Genomic DNA, 16,532 nt, shown 5'->3' on the forward strand with positions numbered 1-16,532 from the left:
CCCTTGTTTCGAAAGGGTCCAGCGCCATATGCGTTCTAAAGACAGGTAAAGCACAATGATCTCGACCCTCACCAACATTTTGGAACGCCCCGCGACGTCGCGGTTCATTATGGGTGTGATCATCTTCAATGCAATTTTGCTTGGGCTAGAGACCTCAGGGACCATCATGGCGCGATGGGGCACCATTATCCTGCTGCTCGACACAATATGCCTGAGCATCTTTGTCATCGAAATTGTTGCCAAATTAATCGTTTATCGTTTGTCCTTTTTCAAATCAGGATGGAATTGGTTCGACTTTGTCATCGTCGGCATCGCCCTGGTGCCTGCGGCGCAAGGCCTGAGTGTTCTGCGGGCCATGCGTGTGTTGCGCGTGTTGCGTATCATTACGGTCGCGCCAAGCCTGCGCCGCGTGGTCGACGGCTTTGTCACAGCCCTTCCCGGCATGGCCAGCGTGTTCCTGCTTATGGCGATTATCTTTTACATCGGGGGCGTCATGGCGACAAAATTGTTCGGCAGCGCATTTCCTGATTGGTTCGGCACACTTGGACTGTCGCTCTATTCCCTGTTCCAGATCATGACTCTTGAAAGCTGGTCTATGGGTATCGTGCGCCCCGTGATGGAAGTGTATCCCTATGCTTGGGCCTTCTTTGTGCCCTTCATCATGGTGACAACATTTGCGGTGGTAAACCTGATCGTCGGCCTGGTCGTAAATTCCATGCAAGACGCACATTCCGAAGAAAGCAACGCCCTTACAGACGCCTACCGCGACGAGGTGTTAGATCGCCTGAAAGCCATCGAACAGAGACTAAACCAGCGCTAAGCGCGTTTGCTGTCAAGTTTGGCCACGCCAAGCACGTCCAAGACCTTCGCTTCGATATCCGCGGCATTCAGACCTGCTTCGGCATACATATCTGACGGATTGGCATGGTCGATAAATGTATCGGGCAAAACCATCGAGCGGAATTTAAGCCCGGTATCAAACGCGCCTTCATCAGACAAAAGTTGCGCCACGTGGCTTCCAAACCCGCCAACGGCACCTTCTTCTATCGTGATCAACGCCTCATGATCTGCAGCAAGCGACAAGATCATCTCGCGGTCCAGCGGCTTGGCAAACCGTGCATCTGCAATGGTTGGCCTGATGCCTTTTGCGGCAAGCGCCTCGCATGCGGTCTCAACCTCTGACAACCGTGTGCCAAAGGACACAATCGCCACGCGCGCACCCTCTTGGGTGATACGTCCCTTACCGATCTCCAGAACCTCACCCCGTTCGGGCAATTCAACCCCGACCCCTTCGCCCCGCGGGAAACGGAACGCAATCGGACCATCATTATGGGCCGCAGCTGTCGCAACCATATGAACCAGTTCCGCTTCGTCGGCGGCGGCCATCACAACAAACCCTGGCAAATTGGCAAGGTAGGCAATATCGAACGCGCCCGCATGGGTCGCACCGTCCGCGCCAACCAGTCCTGCGCGGTCAATGGCAAAGCGCACAGGCAAACGCTGGACTGCAACGTCATGCACCACCTGATCATAGCCGCGTTGCAAGAAGGTGGAATAAATCGCGCAAAACGGCTTCATCCCGCCCGCGGCCAACCCCGCGGTAAAGGTGACACCATGTTGTTCCGCGATACCCACGTCAAAACAACGGCTCGGATAACGCTCTGCAAAAAGGTTCAATCCTGTGCCGTCGGGCATCGCAGCCGTCACCGCGCAAATCTTGGGATCATCCCCTGCCATCGCGGTCAACGTTTGCGCAAAAACCTTGGTGTAGCTTGGCGCATTGCTAGCGGCTTTTTTCTGCTCGCCTGTGACCACGTCAAACTTGGACACACCATGCCCTTTGTCACGGGCCGTTTCGGCAGGGGCATAGCCTTTGCCTTTTTTTGTGATGCAGTGAATGAGGATGGGACCGGTCGCACGCTCTTTGACAGTGCGCAGCACGGGCAACAGTTGCTCCATGTCATGCCCATCAATCGGCCCGACATAGCTGAACCCCAGTTGTTCAAACATCGTGCCGCCAACGGTCATATGTTTCAGCATGTCTTTTGCGCGCTTGGCCCCTTCACGAAACGGCTCTGGCAGCAGGCTTACGGCCCCTTTTGCGGCTGATTTGAATTCTTGAAACGGCGCACCTGCATAAAGCTGGCTGAGGTAGCTGGACAAGGCACCGACAGGCGGCGCAATCGACATCTCGTTATCATTCAGAATAACGATCAGTCGTTTTTTCAGGTGGCCGGCATTATTCATCGCCTCAAACGCCATGCCCGCCGACATCGATCCATCGCCGATCACGGCAATCCCGTCGCCATTGCCTTCAGGGCATGTTCCGCCCAGATCGCGCGCGACAGAAAACCCCAACGCAGCCGAAATCGAGGTAGAGCTGTGACCCGCCCCAAAACAATCATAGGGGCTTTCAGAGCGTTTTGCGAAACCACTTAGCCCGTCTTTCTGGCGAAGCGTGCGGATCCGGTCGCGCCGCCCCGTCAGAATTTTATGTGGATAGGTCTGATGGCTCACGTCCCAGACGATTTTATCCTTGGGCGCATCAAACACGGCATGCAACGCAACCGTCAGTTCAACAACACCAAGCCCCGCACCCAGATGACCGCCTGTGACAGACACTGCACTGATCGTTTCCTGACGCACTTCATCGGCCAGTTGGCGCAGCTGCGCGTCCGAAAAACCCTTGATATCTGCAGGAACAGTGACTGTATCCAGCAAAGGTGTGTGAGGTATGTCAGCCATCGCTTGGCCCTTTCTTAGTGACGACGTGCAACGACAAATTGCGCTGCGTCTTTCAAAAGCTCTGCGTCTTCGCTGTAGCCAGATAGCGCATCACAGGCCTGTGTCACCAGGTCTGCCGCGCGGCGTTTCGCCCCGTCTAGTCCCAAAAGGGAAACAAAAGTGGCTTTGCCCGCCTCGGCATCTTTGCCCACGGCTTTGCCGACGGTTTCTGCATCACCTTCTACATCCAGAACATCATCGGCGATTTGAAACGCCAGCCCCAGACAATCGCCGTATGTTTGCAGCGGTGTGGTATCGGCCTGCGCCATCCGTGCCCCCGCCATTGCAGACCATTCAATCAGCGCACCCGTCTTGCCCTTTTGAAGCGCTATGATCTGATCAAGCGTCAGCGCCACGCGGGCGGTCTCGGCGGCGATATCAGCAGCCTGTCCCCCGACCATGCCACGCACACCACTGGCCTGCGCCAGTGAAATCGTCAAATCAAGCCGCGCCTGATCCGTCACATCGGTTTGCGCGACCAATTCGAACGCAAGGGTTTGCAAAGCATCCCCTGCAAGCACCGCTGTCGCCTCATCCCACTTGCGATGCACCGTGGGCTGGCCGCGGCGCAGATCATCGTCATCCATGCAGGGCAAATCATCATGCACCAAGGAATAGGCATGCAGGCACTCAATCGCGGCAGCACTCTTTTCAGCAACGTTAGGGTCTATTTTGAACAGTTTGGCGCTTTCAATAGTCAAAAAGGCCCGCAACGCTTTGCCACCAGAAATGGCGTAAAGCATGGGTGCGGGAATGGGGCCGCCCACACCAGAAAGCGCGCTTGCGACAACACGTTCAGATCGAGCCGCCGCCGCGCCAAGCGCTGCCTCCAAATCCATCGTTAACCCGCGTCCAGCGGTGTGGTGCCTGTTGGCTCGCCCTCAGCTGACACCGTCAGCTTGGCAACCTTTTCTTCGGCATCTTTCAACTTCGCTTCGCAGTGTTTTTTCAACTCTGTTCCGCGTTCATACAGTTTGATTGAAGCATCAAGCTCCACCGATCCGCTATCAAGTTGCGAGACAACACGCTCCAACTCGGCAATCGCTTCTTCAAAGCTCATCTCGGTTACTGGTTTATCGGTCATTGGCCACGCTCCTTTAACACGCGCACATGGGCCGCCGTACTGGCGGCAAGGGCGTCCAAGTCATAGCCCCCTTCAAGGCTAGAGACCACCCGCCCATCACAAAAACGATCTGCCAGATCACAAAGCTGGTGCGTGACCCATTCAAAATCATCCTCGCGCAGCATCATGCCAGCCAAAGGATCGTTCATATGCGCGTCAAACCCTGCGGATATCAGCAAAAGCTCTGGCTTGAACCGTTCAATCATCGGAACAACCTGTGTTGTGATCGCCTCCCGAAACGCGCGTGATCCCGCACCACCCGGCAAGGGCACATTCAGCACATTGTTATGCGCACCCGTCTCGTGGGCGTGGCCCGTTCCGGGATAAAGCGGCATCTGATGGCTCGAACAAAACAGAATACGCGGGTCATCTTCGACCAAATCCTGTGTGCCGTTGCCGTGGTGGACATCAAAATCCACGATGGCGACACGGTCTAACCCGTGATGGTCCAACGCATGTTTCGCCCCAATCGCAACAGAGCCGAACAGACAAAAGCCCATCGGCGTTTCCCGTTCTGCGTGATGGCCAGGTGGTCTGACAGCAGCAAAAGCGTTTTGGACCTCTGCGCCCAACACCATATCCACCGCTTTGACATTGGCACCCGCAGCGCGCATCGCAGCACTCAGGCTACCCACTGACATATGCGTATCGGCGTCCAAGCTGCGCCAGCCGCTTTGGGGCGCTGCCGCACGGATCGCCTCTAGATGCGCCTTGGGATGGGCGCGCAGAAGATCATCTTCAGCAGCAAATGGGGCTGAAACAGAGACTAAATCCATCCCCTCAAGCGCCCCCATAACAGCATCCAGCCGCGCCACCTGTTCGGGGTGGCCAGGGGGCGTGACATGATCCAGACAGTCGGGGTGGGAAATCAAAGCAGTCGCCATGTCGGCCCTCACTCTACCAAGGTCAATCAGGCGCCAGCATATAGCCTGCGCCGCGCACTGTTTGCAGATAGCGCGGCTGTTTGGGATCATCTTCGATCTTGCGGCGCAGGCGCGTGATTTGGACATCTACGGCACGTTCCTGGGCCTTACCGCCGTCCTTGCCACTGTCGCGGCCCAGATCATCCACCAACTGCATACGGCTGATCGGCTCAGACGGCTTGGCACTAAAGATGCGCATAAGCTGAACTTCTGTGGCCGTCAGGCGCACCGGCTGATCGCCCCGCCACAGCTCAGATTTATCCATATCGTAGCGGCACGCACCCAAATGAAGCACCTTTGGCAGGCTATCGGCCGCATCATCCGTGGGCATACGGCGCAAGATTGCATTTATCCGCAGCAACAGTTCCTTGGGCTCGAACGGTTTGGACAGGTAATCATCTGCCCCCGCTTCAAGGCCCGCAATCCTGTCATCGGTTTCGCCTTTGGCAGTCAGCAGCAAAATGGGCGTTGCCATCGTCTTGCGCAATTCGCGCGTCAGGCTGATCCCGTCTTCCCCGGGCATCATGATGTCCAGCACGATCAGATCAAATTCCAAACCACTCAGAACGCGCCGCGCATGGGCTGCGTCACGCGCTGCACTCACCAAAAAACCGCTTTTCATCAGGAATTTCTGCAACAAGCCGCGGATGCGCTCATCATCATCCACGATCAACAGGTGTGCATCATTTTCCATCAGGTCTTCTCTTTCATTTTCTCGTAGTGGCCGCGCATATCCGCTTCCATCATCGCTTCCAGAACCGTCCGAAAGCCTTGTACCGCCTCGGGGCCCGCAGCACGGTACGCAGTACGCATGCGCCCCCGTTGTGCCTCTGACAGTGCCGCCTCCAGCGCACCACCTTTCTCGGTCAGGAAAAGATGCCGTTCTCGCTTATCTTGCGCGCCGACCCTGCTTTCCACAAGACCGTCATCAATCAGTGTGCGCAACACACGGTTCAGCGATTGCTTTGTGACCCCAAGAATATTCAAAAGGTTGTTCACCGTTGTCCCGGGCGCACGGTGAATGAAATGCACAGCGCGGTGATGGGCACGCCCGTAACCATGTTCTGCCAAAATACGGTCGGGATCAGCGGTAAAGCCACGGTAGGCAAAGAACATCGCCTCAATGCCTTTGCGCAACTGTTCATCTGTCAGGAAAAGCAGGCTCTGGCCTGAGGGGGCGCCACTATTGTCGGGCATATATCATCCTTCACGTCTTTCTGTCACAATACGTCAGTGTTGTTGACATTCCAAGAATCAATTGCTAGCCAAGCACAGTTTTTACGCAACTTTATGTCCGTTTCGGTCATTTTTTGCGCAACATTTGAAAAATAGGAGGCTGATATGGCTGGTTACGACGATCGCGACGGTAAAATCTGGATGGACGGCCAGCTGGTCGAATGGCGTGATGCAAATGTCCACATTCTGACCCATGCCATGCACTATGCCTCCAGCGTGTTTGAGGGCGAACGCTGCTATTCAGGCAAGATCTTCAAATCACGCGAACACTCCGAACGCTTGATCACATCTGGCAAACTGATCGACTTCGACATCCCCTACACAGTTGATGAAATCGAGGCCGCCAAACAAGCTGCACTTGATGCCAACGGTCTGAAAGACGCTTATGTGCGCGCCCTTGCATGGCGCGGCGCGGGCGAGGACATGGGTGTCGCATCTGCACGCAATCCCGTGCATCTGGCCGTTGCTGTCTGGGAATGGGGCAACTACTACGGCGACGCCAAGATGAAAGGCGCCAAGCTGGACATCGCCAAATGGAAACGCCCGTCGCCCGAAACCGCCCCAAGTCAAGCCAAAGCAGCGGGTCTCTATATGATCGCCACAATGTCAAAGCACGCCGCCGAGGCCAAAGGCTGTTCGGACGCGATGATGTTTGACTACCGCGGCTACGTCGCCGAAGCGACAGGGGCCAACATCTTCTTTGTCAAAGACGGTGAAGTGCACACGCCTATCGCAGATGCATTCCTCAATGGCATCACACGCCAAACCGTCATCGGCATGCTCCAAGACAAAGGCATCACCGTGCATGAGCGTGTCATCATGCCGGAAGAGCTTGAAGGCTTCCAGCAATGCTGGCTCACAGGCACCGCCGCCGAGGTCACACCTGTTGGCACCATCGGCGACTATAATTTCGAAGTCGGCGCGCTTACCCGTGATATCTCCGAAAGCTACGAGAAACTGGTCCGCTCTTAACCAGATCGTAAAGATCAGCAGATAGCAGGGGCCTCACCGTTTCAGTCGGGAGGCCCCTTTTTTGCGTCAGTCCATCGTTATCTTCGCTGTCATTCTTACACTTGTCACTGCACCTGCGGCGCTGTCGCTTGGGCATTATCTTATAAGCGATTCTGCCACGCGCCCCTTTGATTTTTACAGACAGGCCGGCGCGCGCATCGGCCTGTTTCGCACATCCGACATTCAGGTCACGCTTTATACCAATCGCACGGACACCAAACGCGCCGCCCTTGAAGGCGTCATTCGCAACGCGTTTGAAGCGCGGGATTATCATATCGATGTGGCCCATGCGCCGCGTCAGGCAGGCAGCCGCGAAACATTGGTGATCAAAGTGGGGGCAAACGCTTACGGCCCCTACAATATCAGTCAGGCAAGCTCGGCCATCATGGCGGCACTCACGGCACAAAACATGCGCAACCGCTAGCGGCTGCTTCCCGTCAAAACGCGTTTGTTTTGCATGCCCAACCTGCGCTCTCGCCAGATGATCAAAACACCCGATGCTATGATCAGCGTGGCCCCCGCCACGACCGACCATGTTGGAACTTCGTTGAACCAGACGTACCCAATCGCCACGGCCAGCAGCATCGCCGAATAGTCAAAAGGCGCAATGATAGAGGCAGGCGCATGGCGATACGCCAGCGTGACCATGATTTGCCCTACGCCGCCGATCAAACCGGCCAAAACCAAAAGGGCAATCACCTGCCCGTCAGGGCGCGTCCAGCCAAACGGAATGGTCAACAACGACAAAACGCATGTGGTCATCATAAAGTAGAAAACGATGGCCGCAGGGTTTTCGGTATCCACCAATTTGCGCACAAACATCTGGGCAAACGCCGCAAGCGCGGCACTGATCAACATCAAGCCCGTGGCCAGCACCTCAATACCTGCGCGCGGCGCACCAGATATCTGGTCCCACAAGATCACCAAAACCCCTGCAAACCCCAAGCACACCATGCTGATCCGAAAGGCGCGCACGGTCTCGCCCAAAAACAAGGCGGCCAAAACGGTCAGGACCAAAGGCGTGGTAAAGCCAAGGGCTGTCACATCAGGAAACGCCAAGACCCCAAGGCAGAAAAACCGCAGACTCATGGATGCCGTGCCCGCCAATCCACGCATCACATGTCCCAACGGGCGCTGTGTCTTTAGCCCCTCGCGCAATTGCCCGTGAAACCAAAGCCAGACAAACAAAACAGGCAGGGCGAAAACCGATCTGAAGAAAACCGCCTGTCCGGGCGGCACGTCATCCGACGTCGCTTTGATAATCGCCATAAGCGCCGTAAACAGGCTCACCGCACCGACCTTCAGACAAATGCCCTTTAGGGTATCGCTCATCCCAAACGCCCGACGGCCCAACGCGCCGCGTCTGCGACTGTTTCATCCCGATCATCGCAAAGCCCCTGCGCAACGGCCCGCAACGTGGCATCGCCGGAATTCCCGATGGCATAGAGCACATTGCGCACAAACCGGTTCCGTCCGATCCGCTTGATGGGCGAGCCCGAAAACAAAGCGCGAAAGCCCGCATCATCCAGCGCAGCAAGCTCGGCCAGCTTTGGCGCAACCAAATCGGGACGGGCCGCATATTTCATCTCACGCGCATCGGCGGCAAATTTGTTCCAAGGACAGGCTGCCAGACAATCGTCGCACCCATAGATGTGGTTGCCCATCTTGGCGCGCAATTCCAGATCAACGGGGCCCTTATGCTCGATCGTCAGATAGGAAATACACCGCCGCGCATCCAGTTGGAACGGCGCGGGAAAAGCATCTGTCGGACACGCATCCAGACACGCCCGGCACGACCCGCAATGCTCGGCTTGGGCTGGATCAGTCTCTAATTCAATTGTTGTAAAAATCGCCCCCAGAAAAAACCAGTTCCCCAAATCACGGCTTAAAAGGTTCGTGTGTTTGCCCTGCCACCCAAGGCCAGCCGCTGCTGCCAACGGCTTTTCCATCACGGGTGCTGTATCCACGAACACCTTGATCTTTGCCTCAGGCACCTGCTCGATCAACCAGCGCCCTACCTTCTTGAGCCGCTTTTTGGCCACGTCGTGATAATCACGGTTCTGCGCATAAACGGAAATCGCCCCGCGATCCGCCTGCTCCAGAACGGCCAGCGGATCATGCGCGGGTGTATAGACCTCGGCCAGCATGATCACCGATTTGCACTCGGGCCACAGCGCCGTCGGATCGCCCCGCCACGCCATGCGTTCGGCCATCCAGCCCATCTGCCCGTGATACCCCGCCTGCACAAACGCGGCCAAGCGTTCGGGCAGCTGAGGCACCGCATCAGGCCGACACACCCCCATCTCCGAAAACCCCGCCTCCAGCGCAAAGGCCCTCAGATCCGCCTTCAAACTCAATTAGAAATCCAGATCGGCATAATGCGCAGGCTGCGGAAACCCCGATACCTGATCAGCCAGAATCGATCGGAACGCAGGCCGCGATTTGATCTTGGCATACCAGTCTTTGACATTGGCCGACCGGTTCCAATCAACATCGCTAATGTAATCAAGCGACGACAGATGCGCAGCAGCCGCAAAATCGGCCAAGGTCATCACATCACCGGCCAACCAGCGCCGCTGATCCAGCAGCCATGTCATGTAATCGAGATGGTATTTGATCGCCTTGGCCCCTGCCTTGATGTTCTTGCTATCAGGATAGCCCACCTTCTGGACCTTCTTGTTCACACGCTCATACAGCAGGTTCGAGGTCACCTCATGATGAAACTTATCGTCAAACCACGACACCAGTCGGCGCACCTCAAACCGCGCCTCTGCACTGCGCGGCATCAACGCAGGTTCGGGATGCTTTTCTTCGATATATTCGCAAATCGCAGCGCTTTCCGACATCAAACGCCCATCCATCTTCAGGATCGGGATCTTGGCGGCAGGGTTGCGACGCAGAAATTCCGGGTTCGCCTCCCAATAGCGCTCTTCCACCAATTCGACTTCCAATTTCTTTTCGGCAAGGCTCAAACGAACTTTGCGACAAAAGGGCGACAGGGGCACGTGGTAAAGACGGTTCATCAAAGACTGCTTTTCTTGGTTTCCCCTGTCATGCCCCAAGAGCCGCGCGCGATCAACTCTGGAAACAGGCCGCGCGGCCATCCGCCTGAATTGTTGCAGCCCCGCCTGCGATGCTTGCTGCACGGTTTCGCACAAATTCAGAAGGGCGGCTGGCGCTGCGCGACTTGGGCGCTGGCAAAACAGCCGCAAGCCGCGCCGCCTGCGTCGATGTCAACGCATCGGGTGCGACGCCAAAGTAATGCTGCGATGCGGCCTCTACGCCAAAGATGCCCTCATCGAATTCTACCATATTCAGATAGACCTCGACGATGCGCCGCTTGGACCAGATCAGCTCAACAACAGGCGTCATAACCGCCTCCAACCCTTTGCGCAGCCAAGAGCGACCATGCCATAAAAACACGTTTTTCACGACCTGCTGGCTGATGGTCGATCCACCGCGGTTGCCATCCTCGGCCGCTTCGACAATCGCATCCAGATCAAGCCCCCAATGAAGGCAGAAATTGGCATCCTCTGCCGCCACAACAGACCGTGCCATGACAGGGGCAATTTCCTCAATCGGCACCCATTCACGATCAATATCGCCCAATCGCACGCCTTCGCTGACGATATAGGGGGTCGTGGGCGGGTTAATCACGGCATAGCTGGCAATCCAAAGCAGCGTCAGCGCGACAACCGCCAAAACCGCCCGCAGCACCCATTTGCGCACCCACAGGATCGGGCGCACCAGAACGGGTGGTTTGCGGTCTTTCGATTTGGCTTTGGATTTTGATTTCACTGCTTTCTTCGCCATGGGGCGACAATGCCAGCCCCGCAGCCATGCGGCAACTGCTAAGCGGCCAGCAATGCGCCTGCCTCATAGGATTTGGCAACCATGCGTGCGGCACACCAGCCGCGTGCATCGGCCTGCGCGACCAATTCGGGGTACAGCGTTGTCAGTTCCGTGCGTGTCTCGGCATCTGCACCGGCCACCACATCGCCCAAAAACAGGCTTTCTGTCTTTGCCCCGTTTGAAAAAATCACCGAATGCTCTGGCAACAGAATATGATGATAGACCACATCGCGCTGCGGCACACGGCAGATGCGGTCACCATCCACAAGATGTTTCGCAGCCACCAGAACCTCGCTCTGGCCCATCAGCAATTCGGCGCGCCACCCTGTGATCAAAACGCGGTGGTTGGGCGACAGCAAAAGAGGCTCTGTATTGCCAATCGCATCCGCAGCAAAGCGGATCGGCGCGAAGTTCGCCGTCGCATCCACACGCTTTTGCGCTGTCCACAATACGGGCGCAGCCGTGCCATCGGCCAGCGTCACCAGATCACCGATTTCAAGGTCCTCAATCCTGCGCTCGCCTTGGGGGGTTGCGATAAATGTGCCAGCCACAAAACACGGCGGCCCCAGATCACCCACATCCAGCGGAATGCTGGTCGGCTCCCAATTTGCATTCACCAGCGTGCCCGTTTGCAAAACCTGCCCGTCTGTCGGCGTAAACGCACGGCCGCCACCTGCCAGATAAAAGGTAATCCCCGTGTAGGTCACATTGCCCACACCAGGCACATTCAACGTCACCGTGTCCCCCGGATACGATGCCGTCACATCCAACCCGTTGACAGAATCGCCACCGGCCGCGCCGATGTCGTTGTCGTCGTCCTGATCGGTCAGGGTGTAATTCACCACATTCATCGTCGTCCCAACGGGGGGCGGCGAAAATGGGTCAATCAATAGGAACTGATCTGTATAATTTGTCGGCATAATCCACGCCTTTTGAAACTTTACGTAGGGGTAAAGTGCGCTCCAAAAGTGGCAGGGATTTGCCTCAATTTGTCAGGATTAAGGGTGTTTTTGTGTCCAACCCGGGCCAAATAGGGCACCAGATTGGACACTGTTTCACATGGGGAAACGCTTATTCCGCTGGGACAGCCGTCTCTTCGATGCCCAAAGGCGCAGGCAAATGCGCCAGCATCTCTGTCGAACACACCTGCAGGAAGTTGCCCTTCTCAAGGTCCCAATGCTGCAAGATATCAGCGGCCTTGCGGCTGCCCGTTTCCGCCAGATGCCGCTCGATCAGACCTTTCATCTGGTCCTCCCAATGCTGCACCGTCACAGGGCATGTCACAAGCGTCTCCATGTTCATCAGCGCAGGCGCCTTGCCCTCAGGGTCATAAAGATAGGCCATACCGCCCGTCATCCCCGCCCCGAAGTTGGCACCGATATCGCCAAGGATCACAGCAACACCGCCGGTCATATACTCACACCCGCAGGCACCACAGCCCTCGATCACGACCTTCGCGCCCGAGTTGCGCACGGCAAAGCGTTCACCCGCACGACCCGCCGCAAACAGATAGCCATCTGTGGCACCATAAAGCACCGTGTTGCCGATGATCGTATTCTCGTCCGCCTTCAGCGGGCTGGCCATCGGCGGGCGCACCACAATCGTGCCGCCCGACAGACCCTTGCCCACGTAATCATTGGCATCACCCGACACCTCGATCTTCAGACCAGGGGCTGCAAAAGCCCCAAGCGATTGTCCCGCAGACCCATTCAGCTTCACCGTCAGATGATCAGGCTGCAACGCATTGCGCATCCCGAAGTTCTTGACGATATGGCTGGACGTCCGTGTGCCAATGGTGCGCAACGTGTTCTGCACCGCATATTGCAACTGCATCTTCTCGCCGTCGTTCAGGAAGCGCGCGGCATCCTTCACGATCTGCGCGTCCAGCGTATCAGGCACCGCGTTGCGCGGCTTGGTGCGGTCGTATTCAATCTCGGACGCGCCATCGACAGTAATCAACAACGGGTTCAAGTCCAGATCATCCAGATGCGCCGAGCCACGGCTGACCTGCGTCAGTAGATCGGCCCGACCGATGATATCATCCATCGACCGCGCCCCGATGCTGGCCAGCCATTCACGCACTTCGGTGGCATAAAAGGTAATCAGATTCACAACCTTATCGGCATTGCCCGTGAACTTGTCGCGCAGCGCTTCGTCTTGCGTGCAGACACCGACAGGGCATGTGTTGCTCTGACACTGACGCACCATGATACAGCCCATCGCGATCAAAGCCGCCGTGCCGATGCCGTATTCTTCGGCCCCAAGCATCGCGGCCATCACAATGTCCTTGCCCGTGCGCAAACCGCCATCGGTGCGCAGGATCACACGATCCCGCAGGTTGTTCATCGACAACACCTGATGCGCTTCGGTCAGACCCATCTCCCACGGCAGACCCGCATATTTGATCGAAGTCGCAGGCGACGCACCTGTGCCACCATTATGACCCGAAATCAAAATGACATCGGCCTTGGCCTTGGCCACACCCGCGGCAATCGTGCCAACACCGCTGCTGGCCACCAGCTTGACTGTCACCTTACAGCGCGGATTGATCTGCTTGAGGTCATAGATCAGCTGCGCCAGATCCTCGATCGAATAGATATCGTGGTGCGGCGGTGGCGAAATCAGCGTCACACCTTTGGTCGAATGACGCAGACGCGCAATCAGGTCTGTCACCTTCATGCCGGGCAACTGCCCGCCTTCACCGGGTTTCGCACCTTGGGCGACCTTGATCTCCAGCTCTTCACAGTGGTTCAGGTATTCGGCTGTCACACCAAAGCGGCCAGACGCCACCTGCTTGATTTTCGCAGACGGGTTATCGCCATTCGGCTCTGGCACGAAATGCGCAGGGTCTTCCCCGCCTTCGCCGCTGTCGGACTTGGCCCCAATACGGTTCATCGCCACGTTCAGCGTCTTATGTGCCTCGGGGCTCAACGCGCCAAGCGACATACCGGGTGTGACAAACCGCTTACGGATGCTTGTAATGCTTTCCACTTCCTCAATCGGAATGGCTTTGCCCATCGGCTTGATTTCCAGCAGGTCGCGCAAATGGATTGGCGGGTTGCTTTGCATCTTCTTGGAATACTGTTTCCACATCTCATACGAGGCACGGTTACAGGCCGACTGCATCATATGCATCGACTGGGCTTCCCACGCATGGGTCTCGCCCGACCGGCGCGCTTTGTAAAATCCACCAATCGGCAACACACCTTCGTTGGCAAAGGCCTGCGCATGCACGGCCTCGGCCTTGCGCTGGATACCAATGGTGCCAATGCCCGAAATACGCGACTGCATGCCGGGGAAGTATTCCGCACACATCGCACGTGACAGGCCCACCGCCTCAAAGTTCAGACCACCGCGATAGCTTGAGATTACGGAAATCCCCATCTTCGCCATGATCTTCAACAGACCTTGGTCAATCGCATTGCGATACCGCGCAATCGCTTCGGTCAGGGTGCAGTCCAGCAGACCCTTCTGGATGCGGTCATTCAGGCTGTCCTCGGCCAGATAGGCGTTCACGGTTGTGGCACCACAGCCGATCAGAACCGCAAAATAATGCGGATCAATGCACTCAGCCGACCGCACATTGATCGAACAGAAGGTGCGCAGACCTTTGCGAGTCAGCCAGCTATGAATGGCACTTGTTGCCAAGATCATCGGCATCGCAACCTTGTCAGCACTCACATGCTGGTCGGTCAAAACGATATGGCCCGCACCACTGCGCACGGCATCCTCGGCCTCGGCGCGGATACGCTCCAACCCTTCGCGCAGCGCGTTCTGGCCCTTGCCAAAGGTGCAATCAATCTCGACCAGCTTGGCGTTGAAGTTGCTTTTCAGCTCCTCCCACTGGGCATTGCCCACAAACGGGCTGTCCAGAACAAGGATTTCGGTCTGGCTGCTGTCCTCATCCAACACGTTCTTGAGGTTTCCAAAACGTGTTTTCAGGCTCATCACGCGGTATTCGCGCAAACTGTCGATGGGCGGGTTGGTGACTTGGCTAAAGTTCTGGCGGAAGAAATGGCTCAGCGGGCGGTATTTTTCCGACAACACCGCGCTGGGGGTGTCGTCGCCCATTGATGCCAGCGCCTCTTTGCCGTCCTCCGCCATTGGCGCAAGAATTTGCTCCAGCTCTTCCACGGTGTAACCCGCCGCAATCTGACGCTGGCGCAGTTCTGCGCCCTCAAACATCGGCTTTTCCGTCACGCCCTGCATCTTGGGTTCCAGATCATTGATCTTGCCCACCCAGTCACTGAACGGCAGCGCACGCGACAGCTTGTCTTTCATCTCTTCATCGTGGAACAGCGTGCCGTTTTTCATATCAACGGCAATCATCTGCCCCGGTCCCAAAGCGCCCTTTTCGATCACGGTCGCTTCATTGACAGGCACCATGCCAGCCTCCGATCCCGCGATCAGCAGGCCCTCACCCGTCACAACATAGCGCATCGGACGTAGACCATTGCGGTCCAAACCCGCGCAGACCCAACGGCCATCAGTCATCGCCAACGCAGCAGGACCATCCCATGGCTCCATCACCGAGTTGCAATAGGAATACATATCGCGCCACGCCTGCGGCAATTCCACCGCCTGCTTGGACCAGCTTTCAGGCACCAGCAACGTCTTGGCCATCGGCGCCGAGCGCCCCGAGCGCACCAGCACCTCAAACACCGCGTCCAGCGCCGCACTGTCGCTCGATCCACCCGGCACAATCGGCTTGATATCGTCCGCCATATCGCCAAACGCACCCGATGCCATGCGGATCTCGTGGCTCTTCATCCAGTTCAGGTTGCCCTTCAGCGTGTTAATCTCGCCGTTATGGGCCAACATTCGGAACGGCTGCGCCAACCACCACTGCGGGAAGGTATTCGTCGAATACCGCTGGTGATAAATCGCAAAAGCGCTTTCAAACCGCTCGTCCTGCAAATCGGGATAGAACTCGGCCACCTGCTCGGCCAGCATCATGCCCTTGTAGATGATCGAACGACACGACAGCGACGCCAGATACAGCTCTTTGACACCCGCAGCAGCCGCCGCCTTCTCAATACGGCGGCGGATCACATAAAGCTCACGCTCAAACGTTTCTTCATCCACGCCCTTGGTGTTCGACAGAATGATCTGCTCAATCTCGGGGCGGGTCGCATTGGCCTTCTCGCCCAGACATGAAATATCCACGGGCACATGGCGCCAGCCATAAATGTAGTAGCCCATGCGCAGCACTTCGGTTTCAACAATCGTGCGGCATGTCTCTTGCGCACCGAAATCCGTGCGCGGCAAAAACACCTGACCCACGGCAACCAATTCATCCTTGCGCGGCTTGTGGCCTGTGCGTTCAATCTGGTCATAGAAAAACGCCACGGGGATTTGCACGTGAATACCCGCACCATCGCCGGTCTTGCCATCGGCATCCACAGCACCGCGGTGCCAGATCGCTTTCAGCGCAGTAATCCCCGCCTCAACAACCGAACGCGACGCAGTGCCATCAACAGACACAACCAGACCAACCCCACACGAAGAATGCTCTTCTTCGGTGGAATAGAGACTGTTCTCGTCCATCCATTTGCGCTTTTCTTCCTCGGCACGCGCCCAAGCAGCATCAAAATTGGTCATGG

Annotated in this window: 15 protein-coding genes; 3 read left to right on the plus strand and 12 right to left on the minus strand. The window is 56.8% G+C overall.

Translation table 11 applies throughout. From position 1 onward, the window contains the following. Window positions 1-55 precede the first annotated feature (55 nt). The gene (locus L1065_RS07190) at window positions 56-820 is read left to right on the plus strand and encodes an ion transporter (RefSeq protein ID WP_237094786.1); all 765 of its coding nucleotides are present in this window, start codon (window positions 56-58) and stop codon (window positions 818-820) included. On the opposite strand, the gene dxs is transcribed toward L1065_RS07190, so the two are convergent. The 6 genes from dxs to L1065_RS07220 are packed head-to-tail and all read right to left on the minus strand — an operon-like array spanning window position 817 to window position 6,027. Beyond that, window positions 817-2,745, minus strand: coding sequence for a 1-deoxy-D-xylulose-5-phosphate synthase (dxs, locus tag L1065_RS07195; RefSeq protein WP_237094787.1), 1,929 nt, complete (start codon window positions 2,743-2,745; stop codon window positions 817-819). The genes L1065_RS07190 and dxs overlap by 4 nt on opposite strands. Window positions 2,746-2,759: 14 nt before the next feature. Continuing rightward, on the minus strand, window positions 2,760-3,623 hold the full coding sequence (locus L1065_RS07200) for a polyprenyl synthetase family protein (RefSeq protein WP_237094788.1): 864 nt from the start codon (window positions 3,621-3,623) through the stop codon (window positions 2,760-2,762). Between the two features lie 2 nt (window positions 3,624-3,625). Next, window positions 3,626-3,868 (minus strand): exodeoxyribonuclease VII small subunit, encoded by a 243-nt coding sequence (locus tag L1065_RS07205; protein WP_237094789.1) that lies wholly within the window; start codon window positions 3,866-3,868, stop codon window positions 3,626-3,628. Further along, window positions 3,865-4,791: a histone deacetylase family protein gene (locus tag L1065_RS07210; RefSeq protein WP_237094790.1), complete on the minus strand. Its 927-nt coding sequence runs from the start codon at window positions 4,789-4,791 to the stop codon at window positions 3,865-3,867. The genes L1065_RS07205 and L1065_RS07210 overlap by 4 nt, the downstream gene beginning before the upstream one ends. A gap of 22 nt (window positions 4,792-4,813) precedes the next feature. Then, complete coding sequence (locus L1065_RS07215) at window positions 4,814-5,527, minus strand: response regulator (protein ID WP_237095180.1); 714 nt, start codon at window positions 5,525-5,527, stop codon at window positions 4,814-4,816. Beyond that, window positions 5,524-6,027: a MarR family winged helix-turn-helix transcriptional regulator gene (locus tag L1065_RS07220; protein WP_237094791.1), complete on the minus strand. Its 504-nt coding sequence runs from the start codon at window positions 6,025-6,027 to the stop codon at window positions 5,524-5,526. Before L1065_RS07220 ends, L1065_RS07215 begins: the two co-directional genes overlap by 4 nt. A 144-nt stretch (window positions 6,028-6,171) precedes the next feature. On the opposite strand from L1065_RS07220, the gene L1065_RS07225 reads away from it, so the two are divergent. Then, window positions 6,172-7,038: a branched-chain amino acid aminotransferase gene (locus L1065_RS07225; RefSeq protein ID WP_237094792.1), complete on the plus strand. Its 867-nt coding sequence runs from the start codon at window positions 6,172-6,174 to the stop codon at window positions 7,036-7,038. A gap of 61 nt (window positions 7,039-7,099) precedes the next feature. Continuing rightward, window positions 7,100-7,501: a hypothetical protein gene (locus L1065_RS07230; protein ID WP_237094793.1), complete on the plus strand. Its 402-nt coding sequence runs from the start codon at window positions 7,100-7,102 to the stop codon at window positions 7,499-7,501. On the opposite strand, the gene L1065_RS07235 is transcribed toward L1065_RS07230, so the two are convergent. From L1065_RS07235 to gltB, 6 genes are all read right to left on the minus strand, one after another. Next, a complete protein-coding gene (locus L1065_RS07235; RefSeq protein WP_237094794.1) occupies window positions 7,498-8,409 on the minus strand; it encodes a DMT family transporter in 912 nt (303 codons plus the stop codon). The two genes, L1065_RS07230 and L1065_RS07235, sit on opposite strands and share 4 nt — an antisense overlap. Next, window positions 8,406-9,380 carry a tRNA epoxyqueuosine(34) reductase QueG gene (queG, locus tag L1065_RS07240; protein WP_370641156.1) on the minus strand — a complete coding sequence of 325 codons (975 nt, stop codon included), beginning with the start codon at window positions 9,378-9,380 and terminating at the stop codon, window positions 8,406-8,408. Before queG ends, L1065_RS07235 begins: the two co-directional genes overlap by 4 nt. 54 nt (window positions 9,381-9,434) lie before the next feature. Then, complete coding sequence (locus L1065_RS07245) at window positions 9,435-10,100, minus strand: glutathione S-transferase family protein (RefSeq protein WP_237094795.1); 666 nt, start codon at window positions 10,098-10,100, stop codon at window positions 9,435-9,437. A gap of 52 nt (window positions 10,101-10,152) precedes the next feature. Continuing rightward, complete coding sequence (mtgA, locus tag L1065_RS07250; RefSeq protein ID WP_237094796.1) at window positions 10,153-10,890, minus strand: monofunctional biosynthetic peptidoglycan transglycosylase; 738 nt, start codon at window positions 10,888-10,890, stop codon at window positions 10,153-10,155. A gap of 38 nt (window positions 10,891-10,928) precedes the next feature. Then, window positions 10,929-11,849, minus strand: coding sequence for a Hint domain-containing protein (locus L1065_RS07255; protein WP_237094797.1), 921 nt, complete (start codon window positions 11,847-11,849; stop codon window positions 10,929-10,931). 151 nt (window positions 11,850-12,000) lie between these two features. Beyond that, complete coding sequence (gltB, locus tag L1065_RS07260; RefSeq protein WP_237094798.1) at window positions 12,001-16,530, minus strand: glutamate synthase large subunit; 4,530 nt, start codon at window positions 16,528-16,530, stop codon at window positions 12,001-12,003. Window positions 16,531-16,532: the final 2 nt, after the last annotated feature.

It is taken from the genome of Nereida sp. MMG025 (genome assembly GCF_021654165.1).
Classification (GTDB): domain Bacteria; phylum Pseudomonadota; class Alphaproteobacteria; order Rhodobacterales; family Rhodobacteraceae; genus Nereida.

Coding starts and splice junctions, on each gene's coding strand:
- L1065_RS07190 (WP_237094786.1), top strand. CDS start 56: ATGATCTCGACCCTCACCAACATTTTGGAACGCCCCGCGACGTCGCGG.
- dxs (WP_237094787.1), bottom strand. CDS start 2,745: ATGGCTGACATACCTCACACACCTTTGCTGGATACAGTCACTGTTCCT.
- L1065_RS07200 (WP_237094788.1), bottom strand. CDS start 3,623: ATGGATTTGGAGGCAGCGCTTGGCGCGGCGGCGGCTCGATCTGAACGT.
- L1065_RS07205 (WP_237094789.1), bottom strand. CDS start 3,868: ATGACCGATAAACCAGTAACCGAGATGAGCTTTGAAGAAGCGATTGCC.
- L1065_RS07210 (WP_237094790.1), bottom strand. CDS start 4,791: ATGGCGACTGCTTTGATTTCCCACCCCGACTGTCTGGATCATGTCACG.
- L1065_RS07220 (WP_237094791.1), bottom strand. CDS start 6,027: ATGCCCGACAATAGTGGCGCCCCCTCAGGCCAGAGCCTGCTTTTCCTG.
- L1065_RS07225 (WP_237094792.1), top strand. CDS start 6,172: ATGGCTGGTTACGACGATCGCGACGGTAAAATCTGGATGGACGGCCAG.
- L1065_RS07235 (WP_237094794.1), bottom strand. CDS start 8,409: ATGAGCGATACCCTAAAGGGCATTTGTCTGAAGGTCGGTGCGGTGAGC.
- queG (WP_370641156.1), bottom strand. CDS start 9,380: ATGGGGGTGTGTCGGCCTGATGCGGTGCCTCAGCTGCCCGAACGCTTG.
- L1065_RS07245 (WP_237094795.1), bottom strand. CDS start 10,100: ATGAACCGTCTTTACCACGTGCCCCTGTCGCCCTTTTGTCGCAAAGTT.
- mtgA (WP_237094796.1), bottom strand. CDS start 10,890: ATGGCGAAGAAAGCAGTGAAATCAAAATCCAAAGCCAAATCGAAAGAC.
- L1065_RS07255 (WP_237094797.1), bottom strand. CDS start 11,849: ATGCCGACAAATTATACAGATCAGTTCCTATTGATTGACCCATTTTCG.
- gltB (WP_237094798.1), bottom strand. CDS start 16,530: ATGACCAATTTTGATGCTGCTTGGGCGCGTGCCGAGGAAGAAAAGCGC.